The sequence below is a fragment of the Bacillus sp. z14 (2026) genome, assembly GCF_058313575.1.
In genome coordinates, this window is the sequence record NZ_JBZFQK010000001.1 from 714,901 (window position 1) to 741,799 (window position 26,899).

Here is a 26,899-nt window from a genome sequence, read left to right on the forward strand (position 1 = left end):
TATATTAAGGATCTAAGTACTGGTAAACTATATAAAAAGTTCACTAATAACTGCTTATTTTTCAATAAAATTTACTTAATAACGAACCGCATTAGGTTGTAGACCAACAAGCTGACGCCCATAATTTTCCTGGGTAATAACCGGCGACAATGAACGGTGGGAATGCAATGTAATAAAATCACGAATCAATCGCTGCATTGGGCTCGCATCATATACAAATCCTGATCCACTTGCTGCTAAAATATGTTGTACTGCCTCATTCATTAATTTGTTACTATAGCCGATATCTGCCAGTACTTTTAATCTCTCATCACTTGGCATAATTGTTTTTTTCTCTGCCCATTCATCAATTTTTTTGGCAATATTCATTAAGTAAATTTCGGCTGTTTCGATTTTTAAAGTTGCTTCAGCAATTAATGAATGCGTGCTTGCTGCATCCTTAATCATTTTTACCCCCATATGCTGGGCTGTACGATACGGCAAACTAGCATGAAACTTATCAAGCATCTCTTTTACGACCCCTAATCCCGGCAATCCAAGCGATAAAATTAAACATGGAAACAAAGCAGAATGATATAATGGGATATCCCGTAAATGCTCTGATTGAAAGTTTCCATTTAAAATGTCTACAAAGGATGTACAACGATGATCGGGTATAAAAACATTCTTCATACGGACTGCATTACTACCAGTACCACGAAGCCCCAATGTATTCCAATCATCTTCTATTTCCAATTCACTAAACGGCAGAGTTGCTAGTAACTGCTTTTCAATTTCACCTTGTTCGTTCTTCAAATACATGCCAAAATAACCCCATGTTGCATGTAAAGATCCCGAACAAAACATCCAATGTCCTTCTTCAACGAGGTAACCGCCATCAACCTTTTTCACTTCACAAGAACGTGGCTCATACACTCCGGCAAATAATACATCTTCAGGATCGTTTACGAAAATCTCCAAATGAGCTTTTTCTGTAAATGATTCAGCCACCATCATTTCTCGTATTGCGCATAAGGAGGCAATCCATCCTGTAGACGCACAGGCTTTTGAAATTTCAACAATAACCTGGCTGTATGTTTGAATACTGACTTCAAGTCCACCATATCGTTTAGGGCGAAGCATTTTGAAAATTTGATTGTCTTTTAATTGTTTAATAGTCGATTCTGGAATTCTGCGAATTTCTTCAGTTTCCTTAACACGTTTGCGAATATCATCTGCAACCGCTTTCGTTTTTGTCATAAGATCCAATTCTGTTTCTTTTAAAATTGTATCCATATGTTCAACTCCTTATCTGAATGTATCTTTAATTTATCAAACCTACTTTCATAAAAGTCTGATTAAATTATTTGAATTTTCAACCTTATTTCCAATAAAAACTACCGAATCATAAATAAAATACAATGGTATTATCTGTATCAGTTCCTCTAATCCCATGGCCTTTCCCCTACCTAATCTGGCATTCCTTCAATCTGGCATATAGAAAAATATCACCTCAAATTTACCGATTATCTTTTAGGCACTTTGCACTAATGGATTTTAGATAAAGTATTTTCAAAATTTTTATAAAATTAAAATTATATCTGCTAATATATACTGTAAGCGCTTCAATTAAGTATTTATTAGTTAGAGGAGGTATTCTTATGACAACAAATTCTACTAATATAGCAGATAAAGAACTTTTTACAACAGCCAATACGATTGGACTATTACGAAAAGAATTAATAGAAACATTAGGTTTGGAGCATGCAAAGATTTTCTTACAGCGTTATGGATGGAATATCGGGGTCACTCATGCCAAAGAAGTAGAACAGCGTCCATTAAGTTTGCGTGAAAAGCTTGATAGCGCATCAGGTTACCATCTCAATTCCGGACAAATTACAGATTTAATCTCCAATCGCATTTTAGAGCTGAATCCCGATGATACGGTTCGTTTTATGCATGCAAAGGGGGTTTGGATCAATTCTTACGAAGTAACTGAACACACCAAATATTTCGGAAAAAGCCAAACCTGTATTTGCCATACATTAGCAGGCTATTCAAGTGGTTACACATCCTACTTAACCAAACGTAAAATCTATATTGTAGAGGTCACATGTAAAGCTAGAGGGGATGATGAATGTGCCTTTGAAATGCGCATGATTGAGAATTGGGATGAAGCAACACAGGCACAATTTAAAAAAATTCACCAATCCCGTATGATTGATGAACTAAACCAGACATATGAACAATTGTATGAAGAGAAAAAACTAACCGAGAAGGTATCTTCATTCCATAACAACTTAACCCTTGGAATCGCCCAAGGTATGCGAATAGAACAAATTTTAGAAACAATCTATGATAATTTAAACGTTCCAGTCATCCTTCAGGATTTAAATTTTAATACCCATCACTTAATTGGAATTACTGAAGAAGAATTAAATGAGTTAACCTTAGATTTTGCCAGCCAGATGCCTCAAACACGTTCAGGGAAGATTTTAATGCAGCATCTTGAGCCGATGCACTCTATTCAAGTAAACTGCGAAAAACATATTCGCCTGATCAGCCCCATAAATGTCCAAAACCAAATTATTGGATATATTTCGTTTATTTATCGGTCAACTGACCATAACTTCAAAGATGAAATGAATTTTCTACAGCGTGCTGCTAATTCCATATCACTATGTTATTTGAATGAAAAGTCGAGCTTAGAAGCAATTGAGAACATGAAAGCGTATTTTTTCGAGCAACTTTTACAACAGCAGTATACTTCCAAAAGCAATATGATTTATCGCAGTTATTTACTCCAGATAGATTTAAATGAAGACTTCTATATTGGAAACTTACGCATTACCAAAAAGGGCATTCCTATTAAAGATTCCATCATGATTAATAAAATAATCCAGTCTTTTACTATTTATTTAGAAATGCATCAAATCCCTATATTTATTACAGAATTTCAGGAAGAAGTGACGTTTTTATTCCCAAAAATTGATAAAACACAAGAAATACTAAGAAATATATTAAAACACCTGCATCGTACATTCAAAAACCATGAATTCCGTATTGGATTAAGCCGGGCTATCCATGATATAGACGATATTCCAGAGGCAAAACGGCAATCCATTACATCACTTAATGTCAATAAAGCCAGTGATATCATTTATTTTGAAGATACAAGTGTGATGGGATCAATCATTAACCAAACTAATAGCTCTATCATTATCGAAATCGCGCAACGTGAATTAGAGCCCATCCTATCATTGAAGCCAAATAAAAAAGAGGAGTTTCTTAAAACTCTTTACGCATTTTTAAACAATTACGGGAATTTGCAACAAACCATGCTGGACTTGAATTTATCCATGAGCGGATTAGTCTATCGAATTCAAAAGCTAGAAGAACTACTACAAAAAGACTTAAGAAATTCCAAGCACTCCTTTGAGTTGATGTTGCTCTTAAACTCTCTAATTATTCTTGGTGAAATTGAAATTGATTAGCTCTCTTTTTTCAATAAATTTTAGTGAAATACGCAGATTTTTATATACTTTCTAAAATAGTCTAATTTACACCTTTATGCTCTTTGCCATATTGATTTTTCGTTATTTAATGGAGTAAAAAACAAATATCTTTATACAAAATCAATGAATTTTTCCCCTAAAAATCATTGATTTATGCCTCGATTATCTGTGCTAATATCGAGTGTAATCTAAACGTAAGGAGTTCTGCTCATCTTCATGACGATTATCGCATGAGTTGTTATAACAAGAGGATAGTAGTGAGGCTGCTTGCGTATAGAAATAGTAAAACAGGGGGTTATTAAAAGATGGCGAAGGCAAAGAGTACTGCTTTCTTGAAATTTTTAATTGTTTTAATTGCATTTCAGGACGTTGCTGCCGGGGTTGCAGGATCTATCATGGCCGATTTAATTAAAGCGTTCCCAAACTACAATCCGTCGGTAGTCATGTTAATTGCTACTATCCCAGGATTTTTTCAAATAATACCTTCATTGCTTTATGGGAAACTGGCTAATAAGTACTCAAAACGAGGATTATTATTTACAGGACTAGCCTTCTTCATCATTGGCGGTATCATGCCATTTTTCATTGATAATCTCTTTTTAATTATTGCCTTCCGTGGACTATTGGGACTTGGAGTCGGCATTACATTACCATTATCGGTTGATATTATCACAAGTTTCTTTGATGGTCGTGATCGTGATTTCTTAATTGGTTTGGGAACATCCACAGTTGCATGTATCGGAGCGATTTTCTTCCAGGTAGTCGGAGGTATGCTGGCTGATGCGTACAATTGGCAGTTTGGCTTTTTAGTTTACTTATTCCCGATCTTGATTTTAGCACTCACCTTCTTATATTTGCCTGAGCCTAAAAAACAAGAAGTACACAATGCATCCTTTAAAGAGATCCTGTTCTCTGCACCAAAAACCGTTTATGGTTTTACGATTGGCCAAGTTATCTTCACAGCATTGGTGTTTGGGTATGTAACAAATATTTCTATTATCATCCAAGCGGAAAACCTTGGGAATGCTACGGAGGCCGGTTTTGCCATCTCTTTATTCACCTTTGGTACCTTGGTTGTCGGACTTTTCTTTGGTCCCATGCGCCAACTTTGGCCAAACTTCAATATTCCCTTTGGAATTTTACTAACCGCTGTTGGTATCTTATGGTGTTATTATGCAAACACTTTAATGATGATCAATATGGCTAGTTTTCTTGGAGGAATGGGATTAGGAATTGTGATTCCAGGCGTACTCGCCCGAGTATCTGAATTGTCAAACCTTGCGAAGGGTATTTCCTTTGTAGGATTCGCTGCTGCGGCCCAAGGATTAGGTGGTATTACCAGTTCGTTTATGTACCAGTTTTTACTTAATATAACAGGCCAGGAAAACGGCCGATTCACTCTGCTTCTAGCATCTATTGGCCTATTCCTTTTAGCGATTGCTTGGTCTGCGGTCACGACTCTCATCAAAGAAAAAGACTCACAATCAAACGCAACCTCAAAGACCACACATATTATTTAACGGTAAGTATTTACCTAATTCGAGAATAAAAATGATCTCATAAGGAGAGTCTCTATGAGATCATTTTTATTTTATAGTACTTTATTGCCGAGTAATTCCGTAAATGTGGAATTCCGAGAAACGATATTACCAATTCCCTCCAACCTTGGTATTTTGTCCAGTCGCATAATCAGATAACGGTAAGCCAAGTTCTTCCCCCAGTTAGATTGATTCAATGATTTTTACTTAATTTCATTATGTATTTCAATAATTCTTATTCTAGTTAAGTGCCTTTTCTATCATCTACACTTAAACAAACAAATTATTTTCTGGGAGGCTATCAAAATATGGGGACAAAATTACTTCGATTCAAACAATCAGACCGTACATATTGGGGTGTTTTCAGTGAACAAATCCGCATTGTTGAACACGAGGCTGAAACCTTACATGACTTACTATCTAACGGTCGAGAGGCAATTGAGCGGGCAAAACACACCGGAACAATTATTTATACAGATGAAATCACAATCCTATCACCCGTAACAGATGATGCAAATATATTTTGTCAGGGTACAAACTATAGCGTACACCGTGAAGAAGCTGGTTTTACTAAGCAAAAGCCACCATATAACTTATTGTTCACAAAGGCATCCAGTACCTTAACATCTGCCGCTGCTGATATTATTTGCCCAACTCATGTTCAACTATTGGATTATGAAATCGAACTGGGATTAATTATTAAAACTGACATTACTGAGCCCATCCAAATTACAGAAAATAATTTAGTCCATTATATTGCTGGAATAGTGATTGCCAATGATATTTCGGCGCGTGATGTTCAAATTCTGGAACAGCAATGGTTCAAAGGAAAAAGTTATCGTGGTTTTTGTCCGGTGGGACCATATATTTATTTACTCGATGAAGATGAATTTCCTTACTTGAATCAATTGGAATTACATTTACAAATAAATGGTGAAACACGTCAAAGGGTTTTAACTGATCAATTATTATTTAAACCGACGGAAACACTGACTGAGATGTCAGAGATTTTTAATTTAAAAACTGGTGATTTAATTTTAACAGGTACCCCAGGTGGAGTATGTCTTCGTTTAAATTCTGAAATCATCAACCATATTTATGATAATACAATTTCACATCAGGATAAAATTGACCATTTTATTGAAACTCAACAAAACAATGGTTATTTAAAATCTGGAGATATCATGCTTCTCGAAATAAAAAGCACGGATGGTTCCATTGATTTAGGTGTACAAGAAAATAAAATAATACAGGCAGCTGCTGTAAAGTAAAGGGGCGTCCACATGATTCCAGTTTTCCGGTTAGGGTTTGTGACGTTTTTTTCGAAAGATGTTGAGGCCATGGTCGATTACTATATCACTGTTCTCGGATGTAAGCTTGTAGAACGCGGAGGAGACGGAGTTGCCTATATCAGTACAGGTGCAGAACATCATAATATTGTCATTCAACCAAGTAACGAAAGTTTCATGGAAGGAATCGGATGGCAAGTAAATCCTGAAGTATCATTAGAATACGTTCAATCCCTTTTAGAAGAAGAAGGAATCGTAAGTGAGCTTGTCCATGATAGACAAGTTGGCATACCTGAACAATTGCAGTTGCATGATCCGGATGGAAACCGCATTTTTTTATATCATAGTATAGACTACAGCGCTCCCGGATACGCAACATCCGGTATTATTCCTACTAAATTGGGCCACTTATCAATCAGCGTAAAAGATGCGAAGAAAACGGTGGACTTCTACCACCATATTTTAGGTTTTTACAAAACCGACCGTATACTTGATTTAGCCAACTTTTTAACATGTAATGAAGATCATCATACGATTAATATCATTCAAGGTAAAAAATCGTACATGCATCATATTGCCTTTCAATTACGCAATCCCGCTCATCAATATGACAGCTCTGATATTTTAATGAAACACAATATACCAACAATTTGGGGACCCAGCCGCCATACAGCTGGTCACAATATCGCGTCTTACCATCTAGATCCCGATAAGCATGTCATTGAGTTATATACGGATATGGATAAATACATTCCTGAATTAAATATTTTGGAGCCACGCCCGTGGCACAAAGAATTACCCTTACGTCCAAAAACATGGCAATCCTTCGAACACTGGGAAACACAATTTGGCGATACATTGCCTACAGTTGAAGATTGGAAACAAGATCGCCCTAAGGCTATCTTCCCTATATAAAAACAAACTTATATTTCTGGTACCTCATGAAATGTCCCTATTTGTTGAAACCAGACAAAAAATGCTTGGATCATATAATTCCAAGCATTTTTGATATCAGTAAGTTTATGTTCCCTGGGTTTAAGCGTTGAATAGGGTCAACACTTTATTCAGCTAATTCTTTTCTTTTTAGTCATCTTTCTCAGTAAAGCGTTTCTTTAAATTTCTCCGGCTTTTTCACATAGCCTTCGATGATAAATCCACATCCGGTGCAAATCATGTATTCAATCTCTGAACCTATACTTACTTTATTTTTGGGGTACATGACTCCATATCCGGTATGTTTCCCGATCCCCAGCTCTTTCTCACCACATTGAGGACATTCTTTTACTTTAGAATGCTTCACGTTAGTCCCTCCACTCGAAAATCTCCTATCATTTTCTCCATAAGGAAAACGCCACAAACTGCAATACATTACTTTTCGCCGTTTGAGAAAATCTAGGCTAGGATTTTACTTCCACAAGACGATGCTCTTCAAAAAAAGCTAAAACCCTGCGATACACAACGATTTCATTCTCCTTTTTAGAAAATCCATGTCCTTCATCCTCCATGACCATATAGGAGATATCTCTCCCCTGTTCCTTAAGAGTCTCCACAATTTGGTCTGATTCGGCCTTTACAACTCTTGGATCATTGGCACCTTGGATAACAAGCATCGGCTTTATCATCTGCTCAATATAGGTAATAGGTGAGTATTCTATCAATTTCTCGCGATCTTTTTCGGGGTGACCTACCCAAGCATCCATGATTGGTTTCCAATCTTCCGGCACTGAATGAACAAAGGAAAATAAATTGGATGGCCCAAAAATATCTACCACAGCCTTAAAGTAATCAGCATGGCGTCCATGTAAAAGCAATGACATATATCCACCGTAACTGCCTCCGATCAGCAAGATATCGCCTTTCTTCGTATATCCACGGTCAATCAGCCAATCGAGACCAGCAATAATATCCAATCGGGCTCCTGCACCCCAGGCACGCTCCACCATTTTGGTGAATGGTAATCCATATCCAGTGGAACCACGGAAGTTAGGAGTAAAAACACTATATCCATTATCTAAGGCATATTGAAAGAATGGATTAAAACCTTTCCGTACTGCAGACTGCGGTCCCCCATGAACCCATAAAAGAGTCTCTCCGTTATCATTTTCAGGTTTTGCTTTATATAAAAGCGCTTCAATTTGGAGACCGTCAAAAGATGAATACGTAATAATCTCGGGCTCTACTATATCCTCCTTCTGAACACCAGCTAGGGTATTGTCAGTAATTGTGACCCATTCATCCTCACCAATCTGTTTAAATATATTCGCAAGTGTGTTTGAACTCTTTCCGAGCAAATAAAGGGAACCAGAATTAGAGACAACCTTTTTCGTTAGGAGGTCACATGGAGGGTTCAATTTTACCCATGCTTGATTATCAATACGATAGGCGTATAAATAATCCCGCACTCCTTTTTCAGCAGTAATATAGACTATTTTGTTTTTCTGATCGTATGTAAGATTGGTGAAGCTCTCCTGCGGCAATTCTTTAAGCTTAGTAAACTCCCTGGTTTCCAAATTAAAGCTTGCTAAATAAGAAAAATCCGCATCATAATCCGTGATTAAATAGACCTCCTGATCCGAAACGAAAACAGCTTCACTAACGGTATGCTCCTCATCAGTTGGCGGAGTTAGCAGGATATTTTCATCCGCTTTTTTCACATAATATAGAGAATTAGTATTAGAAAATTGTTTGGTATAGAGAATAACGGATTCATCCTCACTCACTTCCGCTAGAATGGTAATGCCTCCGTTCCCATCCAATACTTTTGTCTCTTCCCCCGTGTCCATTTGTAAGCAATAGCTACTGAGGAAAGACGCATTTTCTTTGGTAGATGTATAGTATAATCGCTCGCCGTCCTTCGATAGAAACGGATGAAAATTACGTGTATTCTCTTGAAAAACTAGCTCCTTCAAGGCACCGCCATATGTCGGCATGGCATAAAATTGAGTATTCTCATCACCGTCATGATCAAAGCCAGCTATAACAAATCTTCCTTTTGGGTCATACAGTAAATACTCAGATGGCTGATCATTGAAGGTCAGCCGATATGGAAAGGCATTAGGCATATTCATCGCCCAAAGATTATATTTTCCACTTATATTGGTACTGATGATAATCTGTTTTTCATCGGGGCTGACAGCAAAATCAATCATAGAAACAGTTCGCAGCAATTGTTCTACATCTGGCTTTGGAAATGTAAACATAAACATACTCCTCATATTCATTTTTTGTGATACACAATCAATCTAACCAACTTTATGTAAAACATATGAAAGATAACGACTTACAGCGAATAGTTGTCCTTAAATCTTGGACTTAATTCACTCCAGACATCAAATATATGACCATCTAAATCATAAAAAACAAAATTCCTTCCTGGGTGCCCTCGATCTTCAATGTCACCTACCCTTACATTCTTCTCCGTTAATTCCATATGAAGCTCTGTTAACTTTTCCAATCCATCTACTTCAAAGGTAATCGAAAAACGTTCACTTTCATGCTTGTCTATAAAATTAGAACTTTCGCCATCTGGTGCATGAACAAGGAAAAAACTTTGATTTGCAAGATTAATAATCGATTTATCCTCATCTTTATAGCTTAATTCTGCTCCAAGCTTATCTACATACCATGCTGAAGACTCTTTAACATCCTTTACAGGAATATAAAATGTACCAACTCTTATTAACTTATTTTTCATGCCATCCTCCCTGTAATCAATCTGGTCATTACCAATCCTTCGCCATAATGATAAATCGATATGATTCTCCTCTTATGTCATTCATGAATTCTCCCACTTGTTGAAATCCTTCTCTTTCATACACTTTAATGGCCCGGTGATTAAAGTCCACTACGGACAACTCTAAATGGTCATAGTGAAAAAGGGATCTCCCTTGCTCCACAATGGCATGGAAGAAAGCAGGGCCATGTCCTTTTCCAGTCATAGATGGCTTCATCTGAATTCCAACTGCCAGTATCTCCGCTTCATCCTCATCGCTTACATCAAAAAACTCGCAGTTACCTACAAGTTCACCCCATTCATTTACTACCGATAATTCCCGTTCTTTTTGCACACTTTGCCTAAAACTATCTATCTTTTCTTGCTGAATTGAATTATCGTAAAACGAATACATATCATCGTACGTCCATGATAAAAAGTCCTCTATATCCTCTTCGGTACGTTTTCTTAATAAATACTCCATATTTTTGCCTCTTATCTAATTGTATTTAGGTTGCTACATCTCTTCGTTCATATTTTCAAAGAAGCCTAAACGATTTCCCCATGGATCTGTAAATGTGGCCCATTTAACCGGTACTTCTTCACGGGAGTAGATTTCAAAAAAATCAATATGCAGCTCTTCCATCATTCTTTGTCTTTCTTTTTCTATAGATGTAACCTCAAGCCGAAGCGGACCACTTCCTTCTGCCGGTGTCCCTTTAGCGACTTGCAGCCAGCCCCCGGGAATTATCTCCCACTCTGCAAAATCAGCATGCGGCTCAAGATCTGGTGTCCTGTTCAAAAATACTTCATACCATTTCCTGCCTTGTTCAAAATCAGCCACACGGACCTGATACGTCATTTCAGCTACCAAGAATATTTCACCTCCTTTAATAGTTCATAATATTGCAAAAATTTTATATAGAATTTCTGAGGGCAACACACACATAGGTGATAAATGATTTATTTACTCTTAACTAAATAGATTCTTACCTTAAGAGGAAAAAACCCATAAGCAAAAATGGTATAATATTCTAAAGTGAGGTGGATTTTATGTTGAACATCGGTGACATCATTTTTCAGTTAATCTCAATTTTAGTTGTTGTCTTTTTTATTGTTATAATTGTATCTTTCTTTCGTTCTTCAAAAAAACGGAAGGAACAGCTAGATCGAATTGAAAGTAAATTGGATAAACTGTCAGGGCAATCATCTAAAAATTAGCTCGGTTTATAAACCGGGCCTTTATGTTTTTCTTTGCGGGATCATTTTATAAAGCTATTACTAACTAAACACTACCAAGACAGCTATTATTTCTTTTTACTCAAATCAAAACGAGTTATTTCTTCTTTGCCCAAGGATACAATTAAAGTTGCCTCCATTGCGTTCTCTTTTAAATGTTCTATCTTGTCTATTGAAGGTACTGGAAGAACTTCCTCTGTTTTTTCTTCAACGCCTAAATCATAATAGATGGTGAATTCTCCTGTTTCATTTTCTTCAAGAATACCAGCATAGGAATAGCCGAAACCCATGCCTGAACCATCATAATCTTCCGGTTCAAAAATATTAAAGCCTTTTAAAATATTCCTGGATGTGGGTAGTAAAATGAAAGGTAGGAATAACCGTTTGAAAAAATGCTCTTACTTCTTGACTGCAACGGTGATTTTCTTTGATGATTGTATCGAGGCTTAAGATTTTTCGGGTGTTTGTGGTTTCACATAGGCCTTTACTTTTCTAATCGGCTTTTTTATTTCTCCTGTTTTAAGAAAGGTTTCGATTCGATCGAAAATCTCTATCTTTGAGCCTGAAACAGCAAGTCCATTTTCTCTGCAAAATGATTGCAGCTCTTCCTTCAACCAATAAAAATCTCTAAAACTTTGGACACTACTACTTCTAGTAAGCTTAGGTCTCAGTATAATCCACCTCCATATATATCCATTTAATTATAGAAAACTAGTACTTATTTAGCAACGTACATGACAAAAACGAATTTACTAAAATTAACAGGAGAAATATATTAGCCACGATTTTAATTATATGCTATAATCTAGTCAACCTTTAAAACTGTTATACTATTTTATGCTTTACTGTTTCAATTGCCTTGCTCTCTTCGCCTTGAGCAGGGCATTTTTATTTCTTCCACTAATCTACCTTATACCAGCACAAAAGAAGTTGATATACTAAGGTTTAAACCACCTTGGATTAATCCCCCGAAATTCATTTCTGAATATCCCAGTATATCTACCCGTTTTAATATGGTTTACATTTCACGCCTGTTACACTAATTCTCTCAGCTGTATAATGTTCTACTTTTATATTATGAATAATGGATAATGCCATAGAACCATCTTGGATTAGCAATTACAGGCAATAGCTAATTTGCATATTCTATGCTTTTTTATAATGAGAAGATAAACAATACTGCAGTGTGAGAATTTTGGAGGATAGAAACGTGGATGAGATAAGTTTAGGCTTAATAGCAATAAAGGTACTGGTTGGATTTATATCTATAAACATCATACTCATTTTAACTGGAAGAACCTCCATTTCTCAATTAACACCAATTCATTTTGTTTTTATTCTATTGCTCGATGATTTTTTAGGACGTATCATCTATGAAAATAATGTAAGTATTTTAAAATATCTATATGCAATTGGAATATGGACTTTTTTAATGATTATTTTAGAGTATGCCACGCTTAAGTTTACAAAGATTAGATTTTTCATTCAGAGGAAGCCAATTCTATTCATTAGAAATGGCATAATTGATTATAAAGCCGTCAAAAAAGCAAGGTTGGATCTACATCAACTATTAAGCATGTTACGGCAAAAAAGTATCTTTTCTGTAAGAGAAGTTGAATTTGCAATATTAGAATATAATGGTCAAATAAGTATCGCTCTGAAGTCTAAATATAAAAATCCAACAATCGAGGATTTAAACCTTACGGAAAAACAAGTCCTGCTACCGAGAACCCTTATTAGCGATGGGGAAATTATACGTGATAATTTAGCAGAATGTGGATTTGACGAAAATTGGTTGATTAGTGAGTTGAATAATAAAGGTTTTGATTTAAAAAGCATTTTTTATGCTGAGTGGAAAAGTGATGAAGGGATACACATTTCACCTAAATAAAAACGCTGTGTATAAACGTTTTCTAGTAGAGATAGATAGTTTTCCGTACAATTTAATTCTCAATCCTCAGGAAATACATACTAATAATACTCATTCAAACAAAGCTTAGACAAAAGAAAAACAGATCCTGTAACCAGGATCTGTTTTATTTATGTGTCGATCAGATTAGTTTTTTTGAACGTTAGTAGCTTGTGGTCCACGTTGACCTTGTTCTACTTCAAAAGTAACTTCTTGACCTTCGTCAAGTGTTTTGAAACCTTCACCTTGGATAGCTGAGAAGTGTACGAATACATCGTCTCCACCTTCGCGCTCGATAAATCCGAAACCTTTTTCTGCGTTAAACCATTTTACTTTACCATGTTCCATTTTTTGTTGCCTCCTAGTGTGCTAACACACAATTGTATTACTATCCTTGCTTTTCGATCGTAAGACGACAATAATTGTTCAACTTTCAACCGCATCAAACAAAAATAATTCTACCTAATAATAACAGGTTCTGAACGGAAGTGCAAACGATTACCTCAATTATTTTTAAATTTTTCTTCAAATCATGATTTTTTTGAAACTCTTTTGCAAGATTATACCTATTAAAGCGATGGTAAATAAAACAAATCATCAAAAATCACTTTTACAAAGAAGGTTCAACGTTCATTATATAATGGTATATAGTGAAGAAAAGGAGCTGGTAAGAATAATGGATCAAAGCTATAAAGCGTTAATCGTAGATAAACAGGATGAACAAACAGCAATCAAATTTATACAAAAACCGTTACATACCCCACAAGATGGCGAAGTTCTCATAAAAGTAAAATATTCAGGTGTAAATTATAAGGATTGCCTAGCTACAATTCCGAATGGAAATATTGTGACTTCCTACCCGATGGTACCAGGCATCGACCTAGCAGGTACGATTATTTTATCGACTGACACTCGCTTTAAGGAAGGAGATGAGGTAATTGCCACAAGCTACGAAATCGGTGTATCCCGTGATGGAGGATATGCGGAATATGCTTATATTCCTGCTGATTGGGTTGTCTCATTGCCAAAAGGGCTCACTCTAAAAGAAGCAATGATCATTGGTACAGCTGGATTTACCGCCGCTTTATCCGTCCAGCGTTTGGAGGAAAATAAGGTAACTCCTGATCGAGGTCCTGTGATTGTTACTGGAGCTACAGGAGGCGTTGGCAGTTTCGCGGTCTCCTTCTTAGCAAAACTCGGATTTACCGTTGAAGCCAGCACAGGAAAATTAGAGGAAGCTGAGTACTTAAAATCCATCGGTGCTGCGAATGTGATCTCAAGGGATGAAGTATACAACGGTAAGGTTCGCGCCTTAGGGAAACAGCGTTGGGCCGCTGGAGTTGACCCTGTTGGCGGGGAACCTTTAGCATCTCTTTTAAGCCAAATTAAATATGGCGGTTCTGTTGCTGCCAGCGGACTGACGGCTGGCACGAAGATTCCCTCCTCCGTATTCCCATTTATATTAAGAGGGATTAATTTATTAGGCATTGATTCTGTACAATGCCCGATGAATACACGCCAACAAATTTGGGAACGTTTAGCTACGGATTTAAAGCTCAATCAGTATGAGAATCATATCCAGCAAGAAGTAAAGCTCGAAGAACTGCCAAATGTATTTCCTGTCCTTCTAAAAGGTGAAGCACGCGGCAGAACAATCGTTGTTTTCCCGGATTAAAGAACTCTATTCAACACCAATTCTTTTCAATAGAAGAATTGGTGTTTTTTTATGCACTAACCACCTATCTCTTTATTTTCCAGAGGAAATAAGTTGTTTAATTAGCACATTTTACTAACAATTGTTATAATGTTTTGATGTGTAAGAAAAGTATCTAAAAATCACCTTTTGAATACGTATCTTGCAAATATTAAAAAATAGGTGGTAAGAACCATGACAGAAAACAAACCATACAGAGTTTTGCTTTATTATTTTTATACTCCAATTGAAGATCCAGCTGCATTCGCGGCAGAACACCTTGCATTTTGTAAGGGGATTGAACTGAAAGGCCGTATACTTGTGGCCAAAGAAGGAATTAATGGTACGGTTTCCGGTACTGTGGAACAAACAAATGCTTATATGGATAAGATGAAGAACGATCCTCAATTCGAAGGGATTGTATTTAAAATAGATGAAGCGGACGGTCATGCGTTTAAAAAAATGCATGTGAGACCACGCCCTGAGCTTGTTCATTTATCTTTAGAAGATGATATTAATCCGAACGAATTAACTGGACAGTATTTGAGCCCAAAAGAATTTTTCGAGGGCTTACAGGATGAAAACACAATTGTTTTAGATGCGCGTAATGACTATGAATATGAACTTGGACATTTCCGCGGCGCCATCAAGCCGGACATTGAAACGTTCCGCGAGCTTCCTCAATGGGTTCGTGATAATAAAGAAATGTTTGAAGGAAAACGCGTCCTAACCTATTGTACAGGCGGAATCCGTTGTGAGAAATTTTCCGGTTGGTTAGTAAGAGAAGGATTTAAAGATGTCGGTCAGCTCCATGGCGGGATTGCCACATATGGGAAAGATCCGGAAGTACAAGGTCAATTATGGGATGGACAAATGTATGTATTCGATGAAAGAATCGCTGTTCCAATTAACCAAGTAGAACATGTGATCGTCGGAAGAGATCACTTCGATGGTGAACCGTGTGAACGCTACGTTAATTGTGCAAACCCTGAATGTAACGATCAAATTCTTTGCAGTGAAGAAAATGAGCATAAATATATGCGCAGCTGCACGGATGAATGTCGTGTACATCCTCGCAATCGTTATGTTGTAGAGCATAACCTAACTGAGGAAGAGGTTGCAGAAAGACTGCGTAAACTAGAATTAATTTCAGCTGAGTAATATAATTAAAGGAGACCTTTCGATTGAGAGGTCTCCTTTTAATTATACGATTATAACTTTTCATCTGCGGCTATTATAATCACCTTATTCCGCTCTCGAATTCTTCATAATAACCAAAATTATTGTTCCTGCAGTACTTTTTGCGGGGCTAGCTTACCTAAGTTATCATAAATCTCAGCCGCCATAACCTTATAGCCTTTTTCGGTCAGATGAATGCCATCTTCACTAATTAAATCCTTTAACTGACCTCTGTTTTTCAGCGCATTCCTTACATCAATCAGGAATACATCCATTTCTTCTGCTATATTTTTTACGGTTCGATTATACTTACTGTGCCAGTAGGCTATTCCCCCCACCTTGCATATCCATTGACTCACTTCTGTACCGAAACGCGTGGAAATTGTCTGATAATAGCGAGCCGGATCCAATGGAGGCAGCGTGGTTAAAACCGGTGTAATTCCATTTGATTTTAATTTGGTAATAAGCTCTTTTAAATTATTGGCATACCGTGATAGAGGCACTTTTGGCTGATGCTCGTCATTCGGTTTAGCCGCTACTTCCTTCCAAACAAAGTCACAATCATTCCCGCCAATCCCAATAATCACGTAGGTCGGTTCTTCTTGAATAACATCCTTTTCAAGTCTGGATAAAAGTAAATCAGAGTTATCATTGAATACTCCCTTATTGATCACTTCTGCCCGGCTAATCTCTGGATTCAATTTATCCTCTGACATAAGCTTTTGTAAATAGGCAGGATAATTATTTCTTAAAATTCTCAAACGACCCTTAACACAGGATACTCCCCTAGTTAAACTATCACCAAAGCATATTAATTTCATAGGCCATCCCTCATATCTCTTAGTAGTTTCTGTGTTGCAAAGCATGATAATCCTTTGTTACTTTAATTATATCAAGAATATTTCAAAAATTACTTGATAGATGTTTATATTCTTATAGATTAAAATTTGCCGTTATAAAAAATAGTAAATGAGTGAATGAATATGAATCCAACCAACCATATAAATAGATTCTTTTATTTAGCAGCCATTACTCTATGTATCATTCTCGGATTAACTTCCCGTATATATAGTTCGATCCTGCATACTTTTGTAGCTCAGCATGCCGGAGATGCTTTATAGGCAATGATGGTCTATTTTGGGTTTCGATTTCTTTTCGTTCAAAAGAAACCATTTACTGCTTTTTGGTTCAGCGTCCTATTCAGCTTCGGGATTGAATTCAGCCAGTTATATCAAGCAGCATGGATCAACCAAATACGAAACACAACCATCGGGGCTTTAATCCTCGGTAAGGGATTTCTGTGGATAGATCTATTGCGGTATACACTGGGTATTATGATGGCAGTAATCATAGATTGGTCGAAAATAAACTCTATTAAAACAAATAAATGATAAATTCAATCAGCCTACCTTTCCTCTTCTGATATAGACATCCTATATAATAATCTGTCTATGTGATAAATCCCCTTCCAGGACGATGTTAAAACCATCTTCCTCTATCTTTACAACAGTAAGACTCGTATCATGGATAAAAGGAGGATCCCATAGGCTCTCAATAGAGGTGTTTTTGAAAATAGAATAGAAGCATTTTATGACAACGGAGTGAGTAACAATCAGGATATTGCCTGATTCATATTCATGCTGAATACGATTCAATATGTTCACCGCCCGTTCTTTAACTTCTACAAATGTTTCCCCTTTTACAGGCTTATATAAATGGGGATTGTTCCAGAAAGCATCAAACTCGATTGGATAGGCAGCCTCGATGGCTCCTTTTGTTTCTCCCTCCCACTCTCCCATATTAATCTCTTGTAGATTTTCATCAAAGGCTAGCGGAATATCCCGATTACCCTTAATATATGTTGCTGTATCTGCTGCTCTGCCACTCGGGCTTGAATAAATAGCTGTTAAATCAATATCCAGCAGTCCTTTGCTCAGTGAAATCGCATTTTGAATACCCTTTACTGTTAAAGGTGAATCTAATCTTCCCTGCATTCTTTTCTCCGTATTCCAAACTGTTTCTCCATGCCTGGTTATATAGAGTGTAATCAAATTTCTCAGCCTCCTAAATCAACGCTACTCTATTCTGTATAGAACCTCATTGCTAGTTTTGCAGATTCTTTCCTGGCAGTAATTCCACTTAATTTATTCTATCCTTCATTGCCAAACCCCTCTTGGAACCAGAATTAATATGTGACCCTCCATAGCTTAAAATGGTATTATTAGTTTATTATTTTAATATTTTCCATATCGGAGTGATACGATGCAATTAACTATGAAAGCGACCAGTGATCATGTACAAGTCTTATCCTATCTGCTTGCTAAAAACCCAGCCTCCCTGTATGAACGGTCCAGTAAAGGACATTTAGTTCGTCTTTTTTATAGTAGATTTGAAGAAAAAGAAGTGGAAGCGACTATATTTGTCACACCTGATCCAATCGAGCTGTTGGATCATCAATCCAATCAATATGAAATTACACATTATATAAATGATCGTGAATTTGCCGTAAGCAGTATCTTCTGTTCATTTATACGAAATGCTCTCGGAACTGCCCTGAATGGACAGCCAAAAGAGGAATATAGACAATGGGTCAGCCATGCTTTTCCTTTTCAATTTACCCTTGGACCTGTTTCATCAGAATTAACTGATCAAGAAATAGAACGTTTATTTAGTCCGCTGGGGTTTGAAATCGCCATCACGCATGGTAAAAATACGTCCTCCCCAACTAAATCGGCAAGAATGATCACCCTGGATGGGTTAACAACCCTGCAAAATGCTTTAAGACAGCTGTTCGTTCTCATCCCTGTGCTGGATAATTATAAGCACTACTTCATAGACGAGAAGGAAGTTGAAAAGCTTCAACGTTATGGACAAGGATGGCTTGAGGATCATCCCATGAGGTCATTCATTTTACAAAGAGCATTACGATTCAAGGAACTATATGAACCAACAGAAGCATCTAAAAAGCTGGATAAGGAGCAAAAAACTCCATCCAAACCATCTCTGGCTGCCCTTCGCTATGAAAAAATACTGAAAACAGTCAGTGAACTTGATGATAAAGAAACGATTGTAGACATGGGTTCAGGTGAGGGAAAGCTTTCTCTAAAACTAGGATTTTTGGATGGAGTTAAAGAAATCCTGGCAGTCGAGCCATCTGAGTATATGACTTTACAGGCAATCAAAAGGTTCGAAAAAGTGGCAGGCAAGGTAGGATTCCTCTCTCCCACACTGATTTGGGGTTCGCTTTTTTATTATGATGAGCGTCTAAAGAATAAGGATTGCATGATTTTATGCGAGGTCATTGAGCATATTGATGAGACACGTTTACCCAAAATCATGAGAATGATCCTGGAGGATTATCGACCAAAAACCCTTATGATCACAACACCAAATAAAGAGTACAACGCTGTATATGACTTACATGAACACTTCCGCCATTCCGACCATCGCTTCGAATGGTCGAGGCAGCAATTTGAGGACTGGTGCTGGATGAACGTGGCCAATCAGCCATATAATCTTCAGTTTCAAGAGATTGGCGATATTCATGAACTGCATGGCTCACCTACTCAAATGTGCATTTTCAAACGAAAGGAAGGCCAATCAGATGAACATTAACATACCAAGTGCCGGGATTATCCTTTTAGTCGGTCCGTCCAATTCCGGTAAAACAACTCTGTTATCCAAATTAATCAATAATCAAACACTCCTCCCTTCCGAGGTTGTTAGTTCAGATGCTTTCCGAAAAATCGTTGGGGATACCGATTTTATAGATTGGAAGAACCGCTCCAAAACAGAAGCAGATTATCTGGTGGAACACTATCATTCCATCTCAAAAAAAGCATTTGAGGTCATGTACTCTGTCATAGAAGCTAGATGTCAGTTAAATAAGCTAACTTTCATTGATGCCACTCATCTTAAGACCGATGATCGAAAAAAATATATCGATATTGCCAGGAAGCACCACTTGCCGATTATTGCCCTTATACTGGATACGGATCAACAAACACTTCTTGAACGAGATGAAAAGCGCGAGCAGCCAAGAGGAAAACGCCGAATTAAACAGCAATACCAGACCTTCAAAAGCGAAAAACGTTTTATCAAAAAGGAAGGCTTCCGAGCAATCTATGCAAGGATATAGAAGAAGTCTCTCTTCATAGGCTGGAAAATCCGCTATATATGGAGGTCGGCAGCGGTCTTGATCTAATTGGTGATATACATGGCTGCTATGAGGAAATGATTGAATTACTTGAAAAGCTGGGTTATCAAGCTAAAGATAGTGGCTTGTACATTCATCCGGATGGTAGAAGGCTTGTATCTGTTGGAGATATTATGAGCCGCGGCCCCCACTCTTTAAAAACAATGCAATTTTTCGAGCGTCATATAGAACATGGATTGGCATACATGATTGATAGCAATCACGGCTGGAAAATCGCCCGCTGGCTGGATGGGCGAAACGTTACCCTCAAGCATGGAGACGAGCAGACGGCAGACGAGTTTAAACAATTTGAAGACAAGTACGGCTCTGAAGAAACGAATCTACTTAAAAATAAGATGAAGAAGATGCTGATAGAAGCCCCTTCCCATTATGTGTTTTTACAAAATGACGTACCTGTACTGGTTTGTACTCACGCCGGGATAAAGGATGACTATATCGGCAGACAATCTCAGGAAATCAGTGATTTTTGCCGATATGGAGATACAGATGGCTTTGATGAAGCTGGAAAACCGCGCCGGAAGGATTGGTTTGTTAATCATAACAGCAGTCCCCTCATTATATGGGGACATGATCCGAAACCTCAGCCCCTGCGCATCAATAACACGATAAATATAGATCAGGGTGTTGTTTTTGGCGGCCAACTTACTGCCTTCCGTTACCCGGAGGAAAAATTCGTCAGCGCAAAAGCCGGTCAGGATTATTCAAACAGCGATGACAACCCCTTGATGGAATGGGAAAGGAATCGATTAAATCCGCCTAATATCGGCAGCTTTATAAATGGGTATTCTGTCCTGACAGAAGAGTTCGGTGAAGTAAAATTGTATAAGGAGCATGTGAAGGCTGCCATTGATACAGTTTCGCATTTCACCATCCCTATAGAGAAATTGCTTTATATTCCGCCAACCATGAGCCCTACTCCAAAGCCCTCTCAGCTGCCGGATTATTTAGAGCATCCAAAGGAAGCGATTGATTATTATCGCAATCATGGTATTCAAAAGATGATTGCCGAAAAGAAACATATGGGCAGCCGTGCTGTTTTATTACTATTCAAGGATCTGCCCTCCGCTCTTCATTATGTTGGATATGAAACGCTTGGTGTTATTTATACGCGAAGAGGCCGACGCTTCTTTGACTCCATCACTGAAGAGAAAGTGGTTCACGAATTACATTCTGATTTGATCAATCATGGCTATTTCGAAAAATATAATACAGATTTTGTTTTGCTGGATGCGGAAATTATGCCGTGGAATCTGAAAGCGAAGGAGCTTATCCAAAACCAATATGCGCATGTTGCTGAAAATGCCATCATGGATCGAAATTCTCTCAAAAACAAGCTGGAACAGGCCGTATCAACAAATTCCGAACTCCACAGTTGGCTAAACGAATATATTGAAAAATTGGCAAATGCGCAGAATTTCAAAAAAGTATATGAAACCTATTGCTGGGAGGTCGAGGATATTCACCAAATTCAGATTGCTCCCTTTCATGTCCTAGCCCACAGCAAGGAAACTTTCTTTGACCAACCGCATCTATGGCATATGCACATGAATCGTGAATTAGCCGCTCTATCCAAATTCTTTATTGAAACCGAATTTAAAGTAATCGATAGCGAGGCGAGCGAGCAAGATGTCATAGAATGGTGGAGGGAAATGACTGAGGAAGGACATGAAGGCATTGTCATTAAGCCTGAAACTTTTATCGCTAAAGAACGAGGTAAGCTGTTGCAGCCCGCTATTAAAGTAAGAGGCAGAAAATATTTATCGATTATTTATGGGATGGATTATTTATCCCCTGCTAATCTAGCACGCTTGAAAAATAGAAACACCTCCAAAAAACAAAAATTGGCGTTACGTGAATTTGTTCTCGGAGTAGAAGGCATTCGCCGCTTTGTCAACGGAGATTCTCTGCAACGCGTACATGAATGTGTCCTTGGCACTCTCTCTCTCGAATCAGACCCGGTCGACCCAAGGCTGTAAGATACAGAACAAAGGAAGATGAACCTGTTGTGATTGACAGGTTCATCTTCCTTTAGGTAAAACAATAATTTTAATTATCACAATTAATATTTTCGTTTCAACTGTTCAGCAGTATAATAGGTTGATATAAATGAAAGTTATAGTAGAAAGAAGTGTAAGCATGGAGAATCAAGCAAAAGAAAAAAAGCTCGGCATTTTAGCTGGCGGCGGAGCTTATTTTTTATGGGGATGCCTACCAGTCTATTGGAAATTAGCCGGTGATGTATCTGATTTGGAAATCCTGGCACACCGTATTTTATGGTCCTTTGTGTTTATGGTGCTGCTCGTCTTTTGTTTCGGAAAGTCGAAGGATGTTTTTGGGGAAATCACCACCATCCTTAAACAGCCTAAATTGACGTTGGCAATCACCCTGGCAACCCTATTAATCTCAGCCAACTGGTTTATCTTTATTTTTTCAGTCAATAGCAATAATATTTTATCCGCCAGCATGGGCTATTATATTAACCCAATCGTCAATGTCATACTGGCAACCATCTTCTTAAAGGAAAGGCTGAGCAATGGCGAAAAAATAGCTGTTTTATCTGCGGCAATTGGCGTGATCATTCTAACATGGAGCCAGGGCTCAATCCCGTGGCCTGCTATATGCATGGCAATGACCTTCGGATTATACGGGCTCATTAAGAAAATGGTTCAAATCAACCCATGGACAGGCTTAACACTTGAAACGATGATCATCGCACCATTCGCACTCATTTATCTGTTATTCTTTGCCGAGCATTCCTTTTTATCATACAGTACCCAAGTTGATTTAGTTCTTGTGGGAGCGGGGATTGTAACCGCAATTCCGTTATTGTTGTTTGCAGAAGGAACAAAACGAATCAGTTATACAATGATTGGATTTTTACAGTATTTAGCTCCAACCCTCATGCTAGTGATGGCTGTCGTGATCTACGATGAAACATTCACCCTGATTCAAGGCATATCATTCCTGTTTATCTGGATTGCCTTAATCATTTATACAGCATCCAATCTGTTCAGATCCGCAAAGAGCAGAAAAGCTGCAGCGAATTAATCTTTTTCGTTTGTAGCGTAAGAGCGGCTTAACGTGTGCCTCTGTTGCTGGCTAAATAATGCGTCAGATGCTATTTTTTCATTGAATTCTAACTAGTTTGCCAGTTTTCAAGAGGTAATTCCCTCTATTAGACCGATATGAGGCAAAGAATTCAAGCAATCGAGTAGAATTCTATTATAATTGAGCGGATTATGAGGATAATTGAGCTATATTTCTGCATAATTGACTGATTATAACCATAATTGAGCGGATTTCATTTTTATGAGCGAAATTATAAACAATCGAGCTAAAATTTTACCCATTGAGCGTACATAAAAATGATTGAGCGATTCTATCAAACTATACTCTAATTACCCTCTCTTACTCCACAAAAAAAAGAGATGTCGATCAGCCCCCGAAAGACTAATCTAAACATCTCTTTTCATGCTTCTACTTAAAAATAAGCAAGTTGATATTGTTCATAATACTGCTCAAGTTCATCCACAGTAGTTTTATAAAGAGGAAGCGGGTCGGATTCATCCCCATCAAAAATAAAGTCTAAATCCTGTTCGCTTACTTTTTTGAACATGAAGGATGTATCCTCCACATCTGTAATCACTGTAATATATTCAGAGTCGGAGTCTTCTATGTTCAGTTCCAATACAAGCTCTTCCTCTTCATCATACATGACAAGATACCCCATATTACGATCGGCACCCGTAATGATTTCGAAAAAGTATGGACCATATTCCTCTCCATACCCATCCAACTTCTCCTCTTCCGTGCCCTCTACTCCCCAAATACCGTCTATATCTGCGAGAGATAATGTCTTGCTATAGACCAGCTGATTACCGTAATAAATCCTCGTATAGGAATCAGCATGGTCAAATGTCTGTAGTTCATCCGTGTCATGAACACTTACGGATTTTATTTGGCCATCCTCGGTATTGTAAACGACATGGTCCACATATGACACGAAACCGGTGACATCATCCGCTATTTTCTTTCCATCTAGAATTAAAGAATGATTAGCAGATAAATAAATAATTTTATCATCTACAATGGACCAGCAAAGCCGGCTGCTGGAATCCATCATCACATTGGGGGCAATTTCCTCAGGAACACCTGATTGTTTTACTTTATACATCGCCTGTGTCTCATCTAAATAATAGATATCATCATTGAGTATAAAGAAGTCCACAACTCCCTCTGCGAGTAAATCAGATTTCTGATCTTCCATCTGCTTCATAAGCAATTGCTGGTTTCCATTTAAATAAATATAGGAATCTTCCTTCATTTCATAATCGAGAACATCAGAAGCGACTCGAACTGGTTCATTTTCAGCAGATAGGCTGTAAAGCTCCCCTATATCACCCTGATAATCTGCTAAATAGGAATAGTGCCCAGAATCATCAACCTGAAATCCCCCGTAATCATGGCTATCTGCATGAAGATGGACATTCTCAGTCTTTTCTAAATCCCTGATGTATAATTCACCATCATCCGTACTGATGAGTAACCTGGTACCACCCTCTGATTCCTGGAAATTAACCACCTTTGAAGCGATTTTTTCTTCACCGCTATCTTTTGTAAAGATATATAAGTCCATATTTTCATTGATATAGAATAATCGTTTACCGTCTATAGATAATCTGTATTGGACAATATCTGAACGAACTTTCCGAGGTTTACTCTCATCAAAGATCACGTATAACTGATTATTTTCATCAGTCAAATAGGCAAGAGTGCTCTCATCAAAGGAAAGCAGATACGGTATTCTACTGGCAGAAACCTGTTTAGCTATTCTTTTTTTCTCCCCATCTTTATAGCTGTACAAATCATCGTCACCATTTATATACATGAGCCCGCGATGCTCATCCCGATAATGAATCGTATCCTCTCTAACATTTGAATCAACCTTTTCGATATCAGACTCATGTTCTTTCATATACAGGTCCGTACCTTTTAACATAACATACGCATCATCATTCACTTCATGCTCCCGATAAGTGGAAGTACCATTCTTGTCCGAACAACCTGTAAGAACAATCAATAAGCATAGAGAAAACAACATCGATGGTATCTTAATAGCCAAAGAACTCCCCTCTTCCAAATATATTAATAGATAAAAAAATTATATCATAATAATAATTATTATTTTAATATTATAAATAATTATAATATTACATTCTCGTTAGAATGCAGAGGTTCCTGAATGATTAAGTATCGCTCCTTACCCATACCAGTCTTTATGAAAAGCCTCTACACATTTTTTGATCATCTATTTCGTTACATTTAGCTTACATTCCTCTGGCGGATGAACTTGTTTTTTGTTTTGAAAGAGTATGGTATAACTATCAATAGAGATAGAAAGAAGGAGTATAGATATGAAGTGGAATCAGCAAACCATTAAAATCAATAATAAACTAAAAATATTGGAGTCCATTCGAGATAATGCACCTATATCAAGAGCTGATTTAGCGCAAAAACTCGGCCTGACAAAGGGCACGGTCTCCACCCTTGTCAACGAGCTTTTGGAAGCGAATATCTGTTATGAAACGGGGCCAGGGGAATCGAGTGGCGGCAGGCGTCCGGTCATGCTTCTCTTTCAACATTCCGCAGCTCATGTGATCGGCATTGATATTGGAGTGAATTACATACTTGGTGTCCTTACAGACCTTAATGGCAACATCATCAAAGAACTCAAACAGCCAGCCATGAATCCCAACTATGACGAAGCTGTACAGATTATAAATGAGTTAATTCGTTCCCTCCTCTCTTCAGCTCCTGAAAGTACATATGGAATCGTGGGGATTGGGCTGGCTGTTCCAGGAATGGTGAACATAGACGGGGAACTTCTGCTCGCTCCTAATTTAGATTGGAAGCAGAAGCAATTAAAGAAGCAAATCCAGGACGAATTTAATCTGCCTGTCATCATCGAAAATGAAGCAAATGCAGGTGCCTTTGCGGAGAAAATGATAGGTCCCGGACAATCATCAAACAATACAGTTTATATAAGTGCCGGAATTGGAATAGGGGTTGGAATGATCTTAAACGGTGAACTCTACCGTGGATCCAATGGGTTTGCTGGTGAAATGGGCCATATGATTATCCAATACGATGGATTGCCATGTTCATGCGGAAGTAAAGGGTGCTGGGAATTATATGCTTCTGAAAAGGCATTGATTAAAAAGGCTTCCACCCTACTCCCATCAAATGAAGAATGGACGCTCGAGAAGTTAATTGAACAAGCAGAGAGTGATAAACAGATACAAGCAATCTTTACAGAAACAGCAAAGTACCTTGGAATCGGTATTGCCAGCATCGCAAACACGTTGAATCCCGAGCAAATCATTATCGGAAACCGCCTTGCTATGGCAAAAGATTTATTGAAAAATGAAGTTGAACATGTTGTAAAAGAATGTGCCCTGGATGCTTCCAAATCCCAGCTGCAGATTCAGTTTTCCAATTTATCCATCTATTCAGCTGCTCTTGGAGTCTCAGCCTTCGCAGTTGAAAATTTTGTCCAATTGGTTTGTAAACAATCAAAGGTTAACCTATAAAGGTTGGCCTTTTTTATTGCCTCCCGTAACAAAGTGGATA

At 37.7% G+C, this 26,899-nt stretch carries 26 protein-coding genes; 14 read left to right on the forward strand and 12 right to left on the reverse strand.

Features of this window, described 5'->3' with window-relative positions; genetic code table 11:
• Positions 1-75: 75 nt before the first annotated feature.
• Complete coding sequence (locus tag AC4G3O_RS03405) at positions 76-1,275, reverse strand: acyl-CoA dehydrogenase family protein (RefSeq protein WP_491135803.1); 1,200 nt, start codon at positions 1,273-1,275, stop codon at positions 76-78.
• A 365-nt stretch (positions 1,276-1,640) separates the two neighbouring features.
• Between AC4G3O_RS03405 and AC4G3O_RS03410 the strand changes: the two genes are divergently transcribed.
• The 4 genes from AC4G3O_RS03410 (at position 1,641) to AC4G3O_RS03425 (ending at position 7,236) form a co-directional block, all read left to right on the forward strand.
• Complete coding sequence (locus AC4G3O_RS03410; RefSeq protein WP_140461641.1) at positions 1,641-3,473, forward strand: XylR N-terminal domain-containing protein; 1,833 nt, start codon at positions 1,641-1,643, stop codon at positions 3,471-3,473.
• 326 nt (positions 3,474-3,799) lie between these two features.
• Complete coding sequence (locus AC4G3O_RS03415; protein ID WP_139891640.1) at positions 3,800-5,014, forward strand: MFS transporter; 1,215 nt, start codon at positions 3,800-3,802, stop codon at positions 5,012-5,014.
• A gap of 326 nt (positions 5,015-5,340) precedes the next feature.
• Positions 5,341-6,303, forward strand: coding sequence for a fumarylacetoacetate hydrolase family protein (locus AC4G3O_RS03420; protein WP_139891638.1), 963 nt, complete (start codon positions 5,341-5,343; stop codon positions 6,301-6,303).
• Between the two features lie 12 nt (positions 6,304-6,315).
• On the forward strand, positions 6,316-7,236 hold the full coding sequence (locus AC4G3O_RS03425) for a VOC family protein (protein ID WP_148629944.1): 921 nt from the start codon (positions 6,316-6,318) through the stop codon (positions 7,234-7,236).
• Positions 7,237-7,417: 181 nt separating this feature from the next.
• Here AC4G3O_RS03425 and AC4G3O_RS03430 read toward each other — a convergent pair whose 3' ends face one another.
• The 5 genes from AC4G3O_RS03430 to AC4G3O_RS03450 all read right to left on the reverse strand — a co-directional run bounded on the left by AC4G3O_RS03430 (position 7,418) and on the right by AC4G3O_RS03450 (position 10,907).
• Positions 7,418-7,621, reverse strand: a complete 204-nt coding sequence (locus AC4G3O_RS03430) for a transcription initiation factor TFIIIB (protein ID WP_148629946.1) — start codon at positions 7,619-7,621, stop codon at positions 7,418-7,420.
• Positions 7,622-7,718: 97 nt separating this feature from the next.
• Positions 7,719-9,521, reverse strand: a complete 1,803-nt coding sequence (locus tag AC4G3O_RS03435) for a S9 family peptidase (RefSeq protein ID WP_491135804.1) — start codon at positions 9,519-9,521, stop codon at positions 7,719-7,721.
• Positions 9,522-9,601: 80 nt separating this feature from the next.
• A complete protein-coding gene (locus AC4G3O_RS03440; RefSeq protein WP_491135805.1) occupies positions 9,602-10,015 on the reverse strand; it encodes a VOC family protein in 414 nt (137 codons plus the stop codon).
• Positions 10,016-10,043: 28 nt separating this feature from the next.
• Complete coding sequence (locus tag AC4G3O_RS03445; RefSeq protein WP_491135806.1) at positions 10,044-10,517, reverse strand: GNAT family N-acetyltransferase; 474 nt, start codon at positions 10,515-10,517, stop codon at positions 10,044-10,046.
• A gap of 33 nt (positions 10,518-10,550) precedes the next feature.
• Complete coding sequence (locus AC4G3O_RS03450; RefSeq protein WP_491135807.1) at positions 10,551-10,907, reverse strand: VOC family protein; 357 nt, start codon at positions 10,905-10,907, stop codon at positions 10,551-10,553.
• A 179-nt stretch (positions 10,908-11,086) separates the two neighbouring features.
• Between AC4G3O_RS03450 and AC4G3O_RS03455 the strand changes: the two genes are divergently transcribed.
• Entirely contained in the window at positions 11,087-11,254 is a 168-nt protein-coding gene (locus tag AC4G3O_RS03455) for a DUF4083 domain-containing protein (RefSeq protein WP_491089707.1), read from the forward strand.
• Positions 11,255-11,340: 86 nt separating this feature from the next.
• Here AC4G3O_RS03455 and AC4G3O_RS03460 read toward each other — a convergent pair whose 3' ends face one another.
• Together AC4G3O_RS03460 and AC4G3O_RS03465 are read right to left on the reverse strand one after the other, a co-directional pair.
• Positions 11,341-11,562 (reverse strand): hypothetical protein, encoded by a 222-nt coding sequence (locus AC4G3O_RS03460; RefSeq protein WP_491135808.1) that lies wholly within the window; start codon positions 11,560-11,562, stop codon positions 11,341-11,343.
• A gap of 156 nt (positions 11,563-11,718) precedes the next feature.
• Positions 11,719-11,886: an SAP domain-containing protein gene (locus AC4G3O_RS03465; RefSeq protein WP_491135809.1), complete on the reverse strand. Its 168-nt coding sequence runs from the start codon at positions 11,884-11,886 to the stop codon at positions 11,719-11,721.
• Between the two features lie 596 nt (positions 11,887-12,482).
• Between AC4G3O_RS03465 and AC4G3O_RS03470 the strand changes: the two genes are divergently transcribed.
• Entirely contained in the window at positions 12,483-13,163 is a 681-nt protein-coding gene (locus tag AC4G3O_RS03470; RefSeq protein ID WP_491135810.1) for a DUF421 domain-containing protein, read from the forward strand.
• Between the two features lie 165 nt (positions 13,164-13,328).
• Here the strand turns inward: AC4G3O_RS03470 and AC4G3O_RS03475 are convergent, their stop codons facing one another.
• The gene (locus AC4G3O_RS03475) at positions 13,329-13,529 is read right to left on the reverse strand and encodes a cold-shock protein (protein WP_066107773.1); all 201 of its coding nucleotides are present in this window, start codon (positions 13,527-13,529) and stop codon (positions 13,329-13,331) included.
• 328 nt (positions 13,530-13,857) lie between these two features.
• Between AC4G3O_RS03475 and AC4G3O_RS03480 the strand changes: the two genes are divergently transcribed.
• Both AC4G3O_RS03480 and trhO read left to right on the forward strand, forming a co-directional pair.
• A complete protein-coding gene (locus AC4G3O_RS03480; RefSeq protein ID WP_491135811.1) occupies positions 13,858-14,856 on the forward strand; it encodes an acrylyl-CoA reductase family protein in 999 nt (332 codons plus the stop codon).
• A 213-nt stretch (positions 14,857-15,069) separates the two neighbouring features.
• Positions 15,070-16,035 carry an oxygen-dependent tRNA uridine(34) hydroxylase TrhO gene (gene trhO, locus AC4G3O_RS03485; RefSeq protein ID WP_066107775.1) on the forward strand — a complete coding sequence of 322 codons (966 nt, stop codon included), beginning with the start codon at positions 15,070-15,072 and terminating at the stop codon, positions 16,033-16,035.
• A 119-nt stretch (positions 16,036-16,154) separates the two neighbouring features.
• Here trhO and AC4G3O_RS03490 read toward each other — a convergent pair whose 3' ends face one another.
• Positions 16,155-16,874 carry an SGNH/GDSL hydrolase family protein gene (locus tag AC4G3O_RS03490; RefSeq protein WP_491135812.1) on the reverse strand — a complete coding sequence of 240 codons (720 nt, stop codon included), beginning with the start codon at positions 16,872-16,874 and terminating at the stop codon, positions 16,155-16,157.
• Between the two features lie 303 nt (positions 16,875-17,177).
• Here AC4G3O_RS03490 and AC4G3O_RS03495 point away from each other — a divergent pair, with 303 nt between their 5' ends.
• On the forward strand, positions 17,178-17,444 hold the full coding sequence (locus AC4G3O_RS03495) for a ribosomal maturation YjgA family protein (protein ID WP_306821545.1): 267 nt from the start codon (positions 17,178-17,180) through the stop codon (positions 17,442-17,444).
• A 42-nt stretch (positions 17,445-17,486) separates the two neighbouring features.
• Here AC4G3O_RS03495 and AC4G3O_RS03500 read toward each other — a convergent pair whose 3' ends face one another.
• Positions 17,487-18,104, reverse strand: a complete 618-nt coding sequence (locus AC4G3O_RS03500; protein ID WP_491135813.1) for a histidine phosphatase family protein — start codon at positions 18,102-18,104, stop codon at positions 17,487-17,489.
• Between the two features lie 211 nt (positions 18,105-18,315).
• Here AC4G3O_RS03500 and AC4G3O_RS03505 point away from each other — a divergent pair, with 211 nt between their 5' ends.
• From AC4G3O_RS03505 to rarD, 4 genes are all read left to right on the forward strand, one after another.
• Complete coding sequence (locus tag AC4G3O_RS03505) at positions 18,316-19,668, forward strand: methyltransferase domain-containing protein (RefSeq protein ID WP_491135814.1); 1,353 nt, start codon at positions 18,316-18,318, stop codon at positions 19,666-19,668.
• Positions 19,658-20,191 (forward strand): AAA family ATPase, encoded by a 534-nt coding sequence (locus tag AC4G3O_RS03510; RefSeq protein ID WP_491135815.1) that lies wholly within the window; start codon positions 19,658-19,660, stop codon positions 20,189-20,191. The genes AC4G3O_RS03505 and AC4G3O_RS03510 overlap by 11 nt, the downstream gene beginning before the upstream one ends.
• Positions 20,192-20,229: 38 nt before the next feature.
• Positions 20,230-22,245, forward strand: a complete 2,016-nt coding sequence (locus AC4G3O_RS03515; RefSeq protein WP_491135816.1) for a metallophosphoesterase — start codon at positions 20,230-20,232, stop codon at positions 22,243-22,245.
• A gap of 160 nt (positions 22,246-22,405) precedes the next feature.
• Positions 22,406-23,317 (forward strand): EamA family transporter RarD, encoded by a 912-nt coding sequence (gene rarD, locus AC4G3O_RS03520; protein ID WP_140461686.1) that lies wholly within the window; start codon positions 22,406-22,408, stop codon positions 23,315-23,317.
• Between the two features lie 433 nt (positions 23,318-23,750).
• Here the strand turns inward: rarD and AC4G3O_RS03525 are convergent, their stop codons facing one another.
• A complete protein-coding gene (locus AC4G3O_RS03525; RefSeq protein ID WP_491135817.1) occupies positions 23,751-25,391 on the reverse strand; it encodes a hypothetical protein in 1,641 nt (546 codons plus the stop codon).
• Positions 25,392-25,683: 292 nt separating this feature from the next.
• Here AC4G3O_RS03525 and AC4G3O_RS03530 point away from each other — a divergent pair, with 292 nt between their 5' ends.
• Entirely contained in the window at positions 25,684-26,859 is a 1,176-nt protein-coding gene (locus tag AC4G3O_RS03530) for an ROK family protein (protein WP_491135818.1), read from the forward strand.
• Positions 26,860-26,899 lie beyond the last annotated feature (40 nt).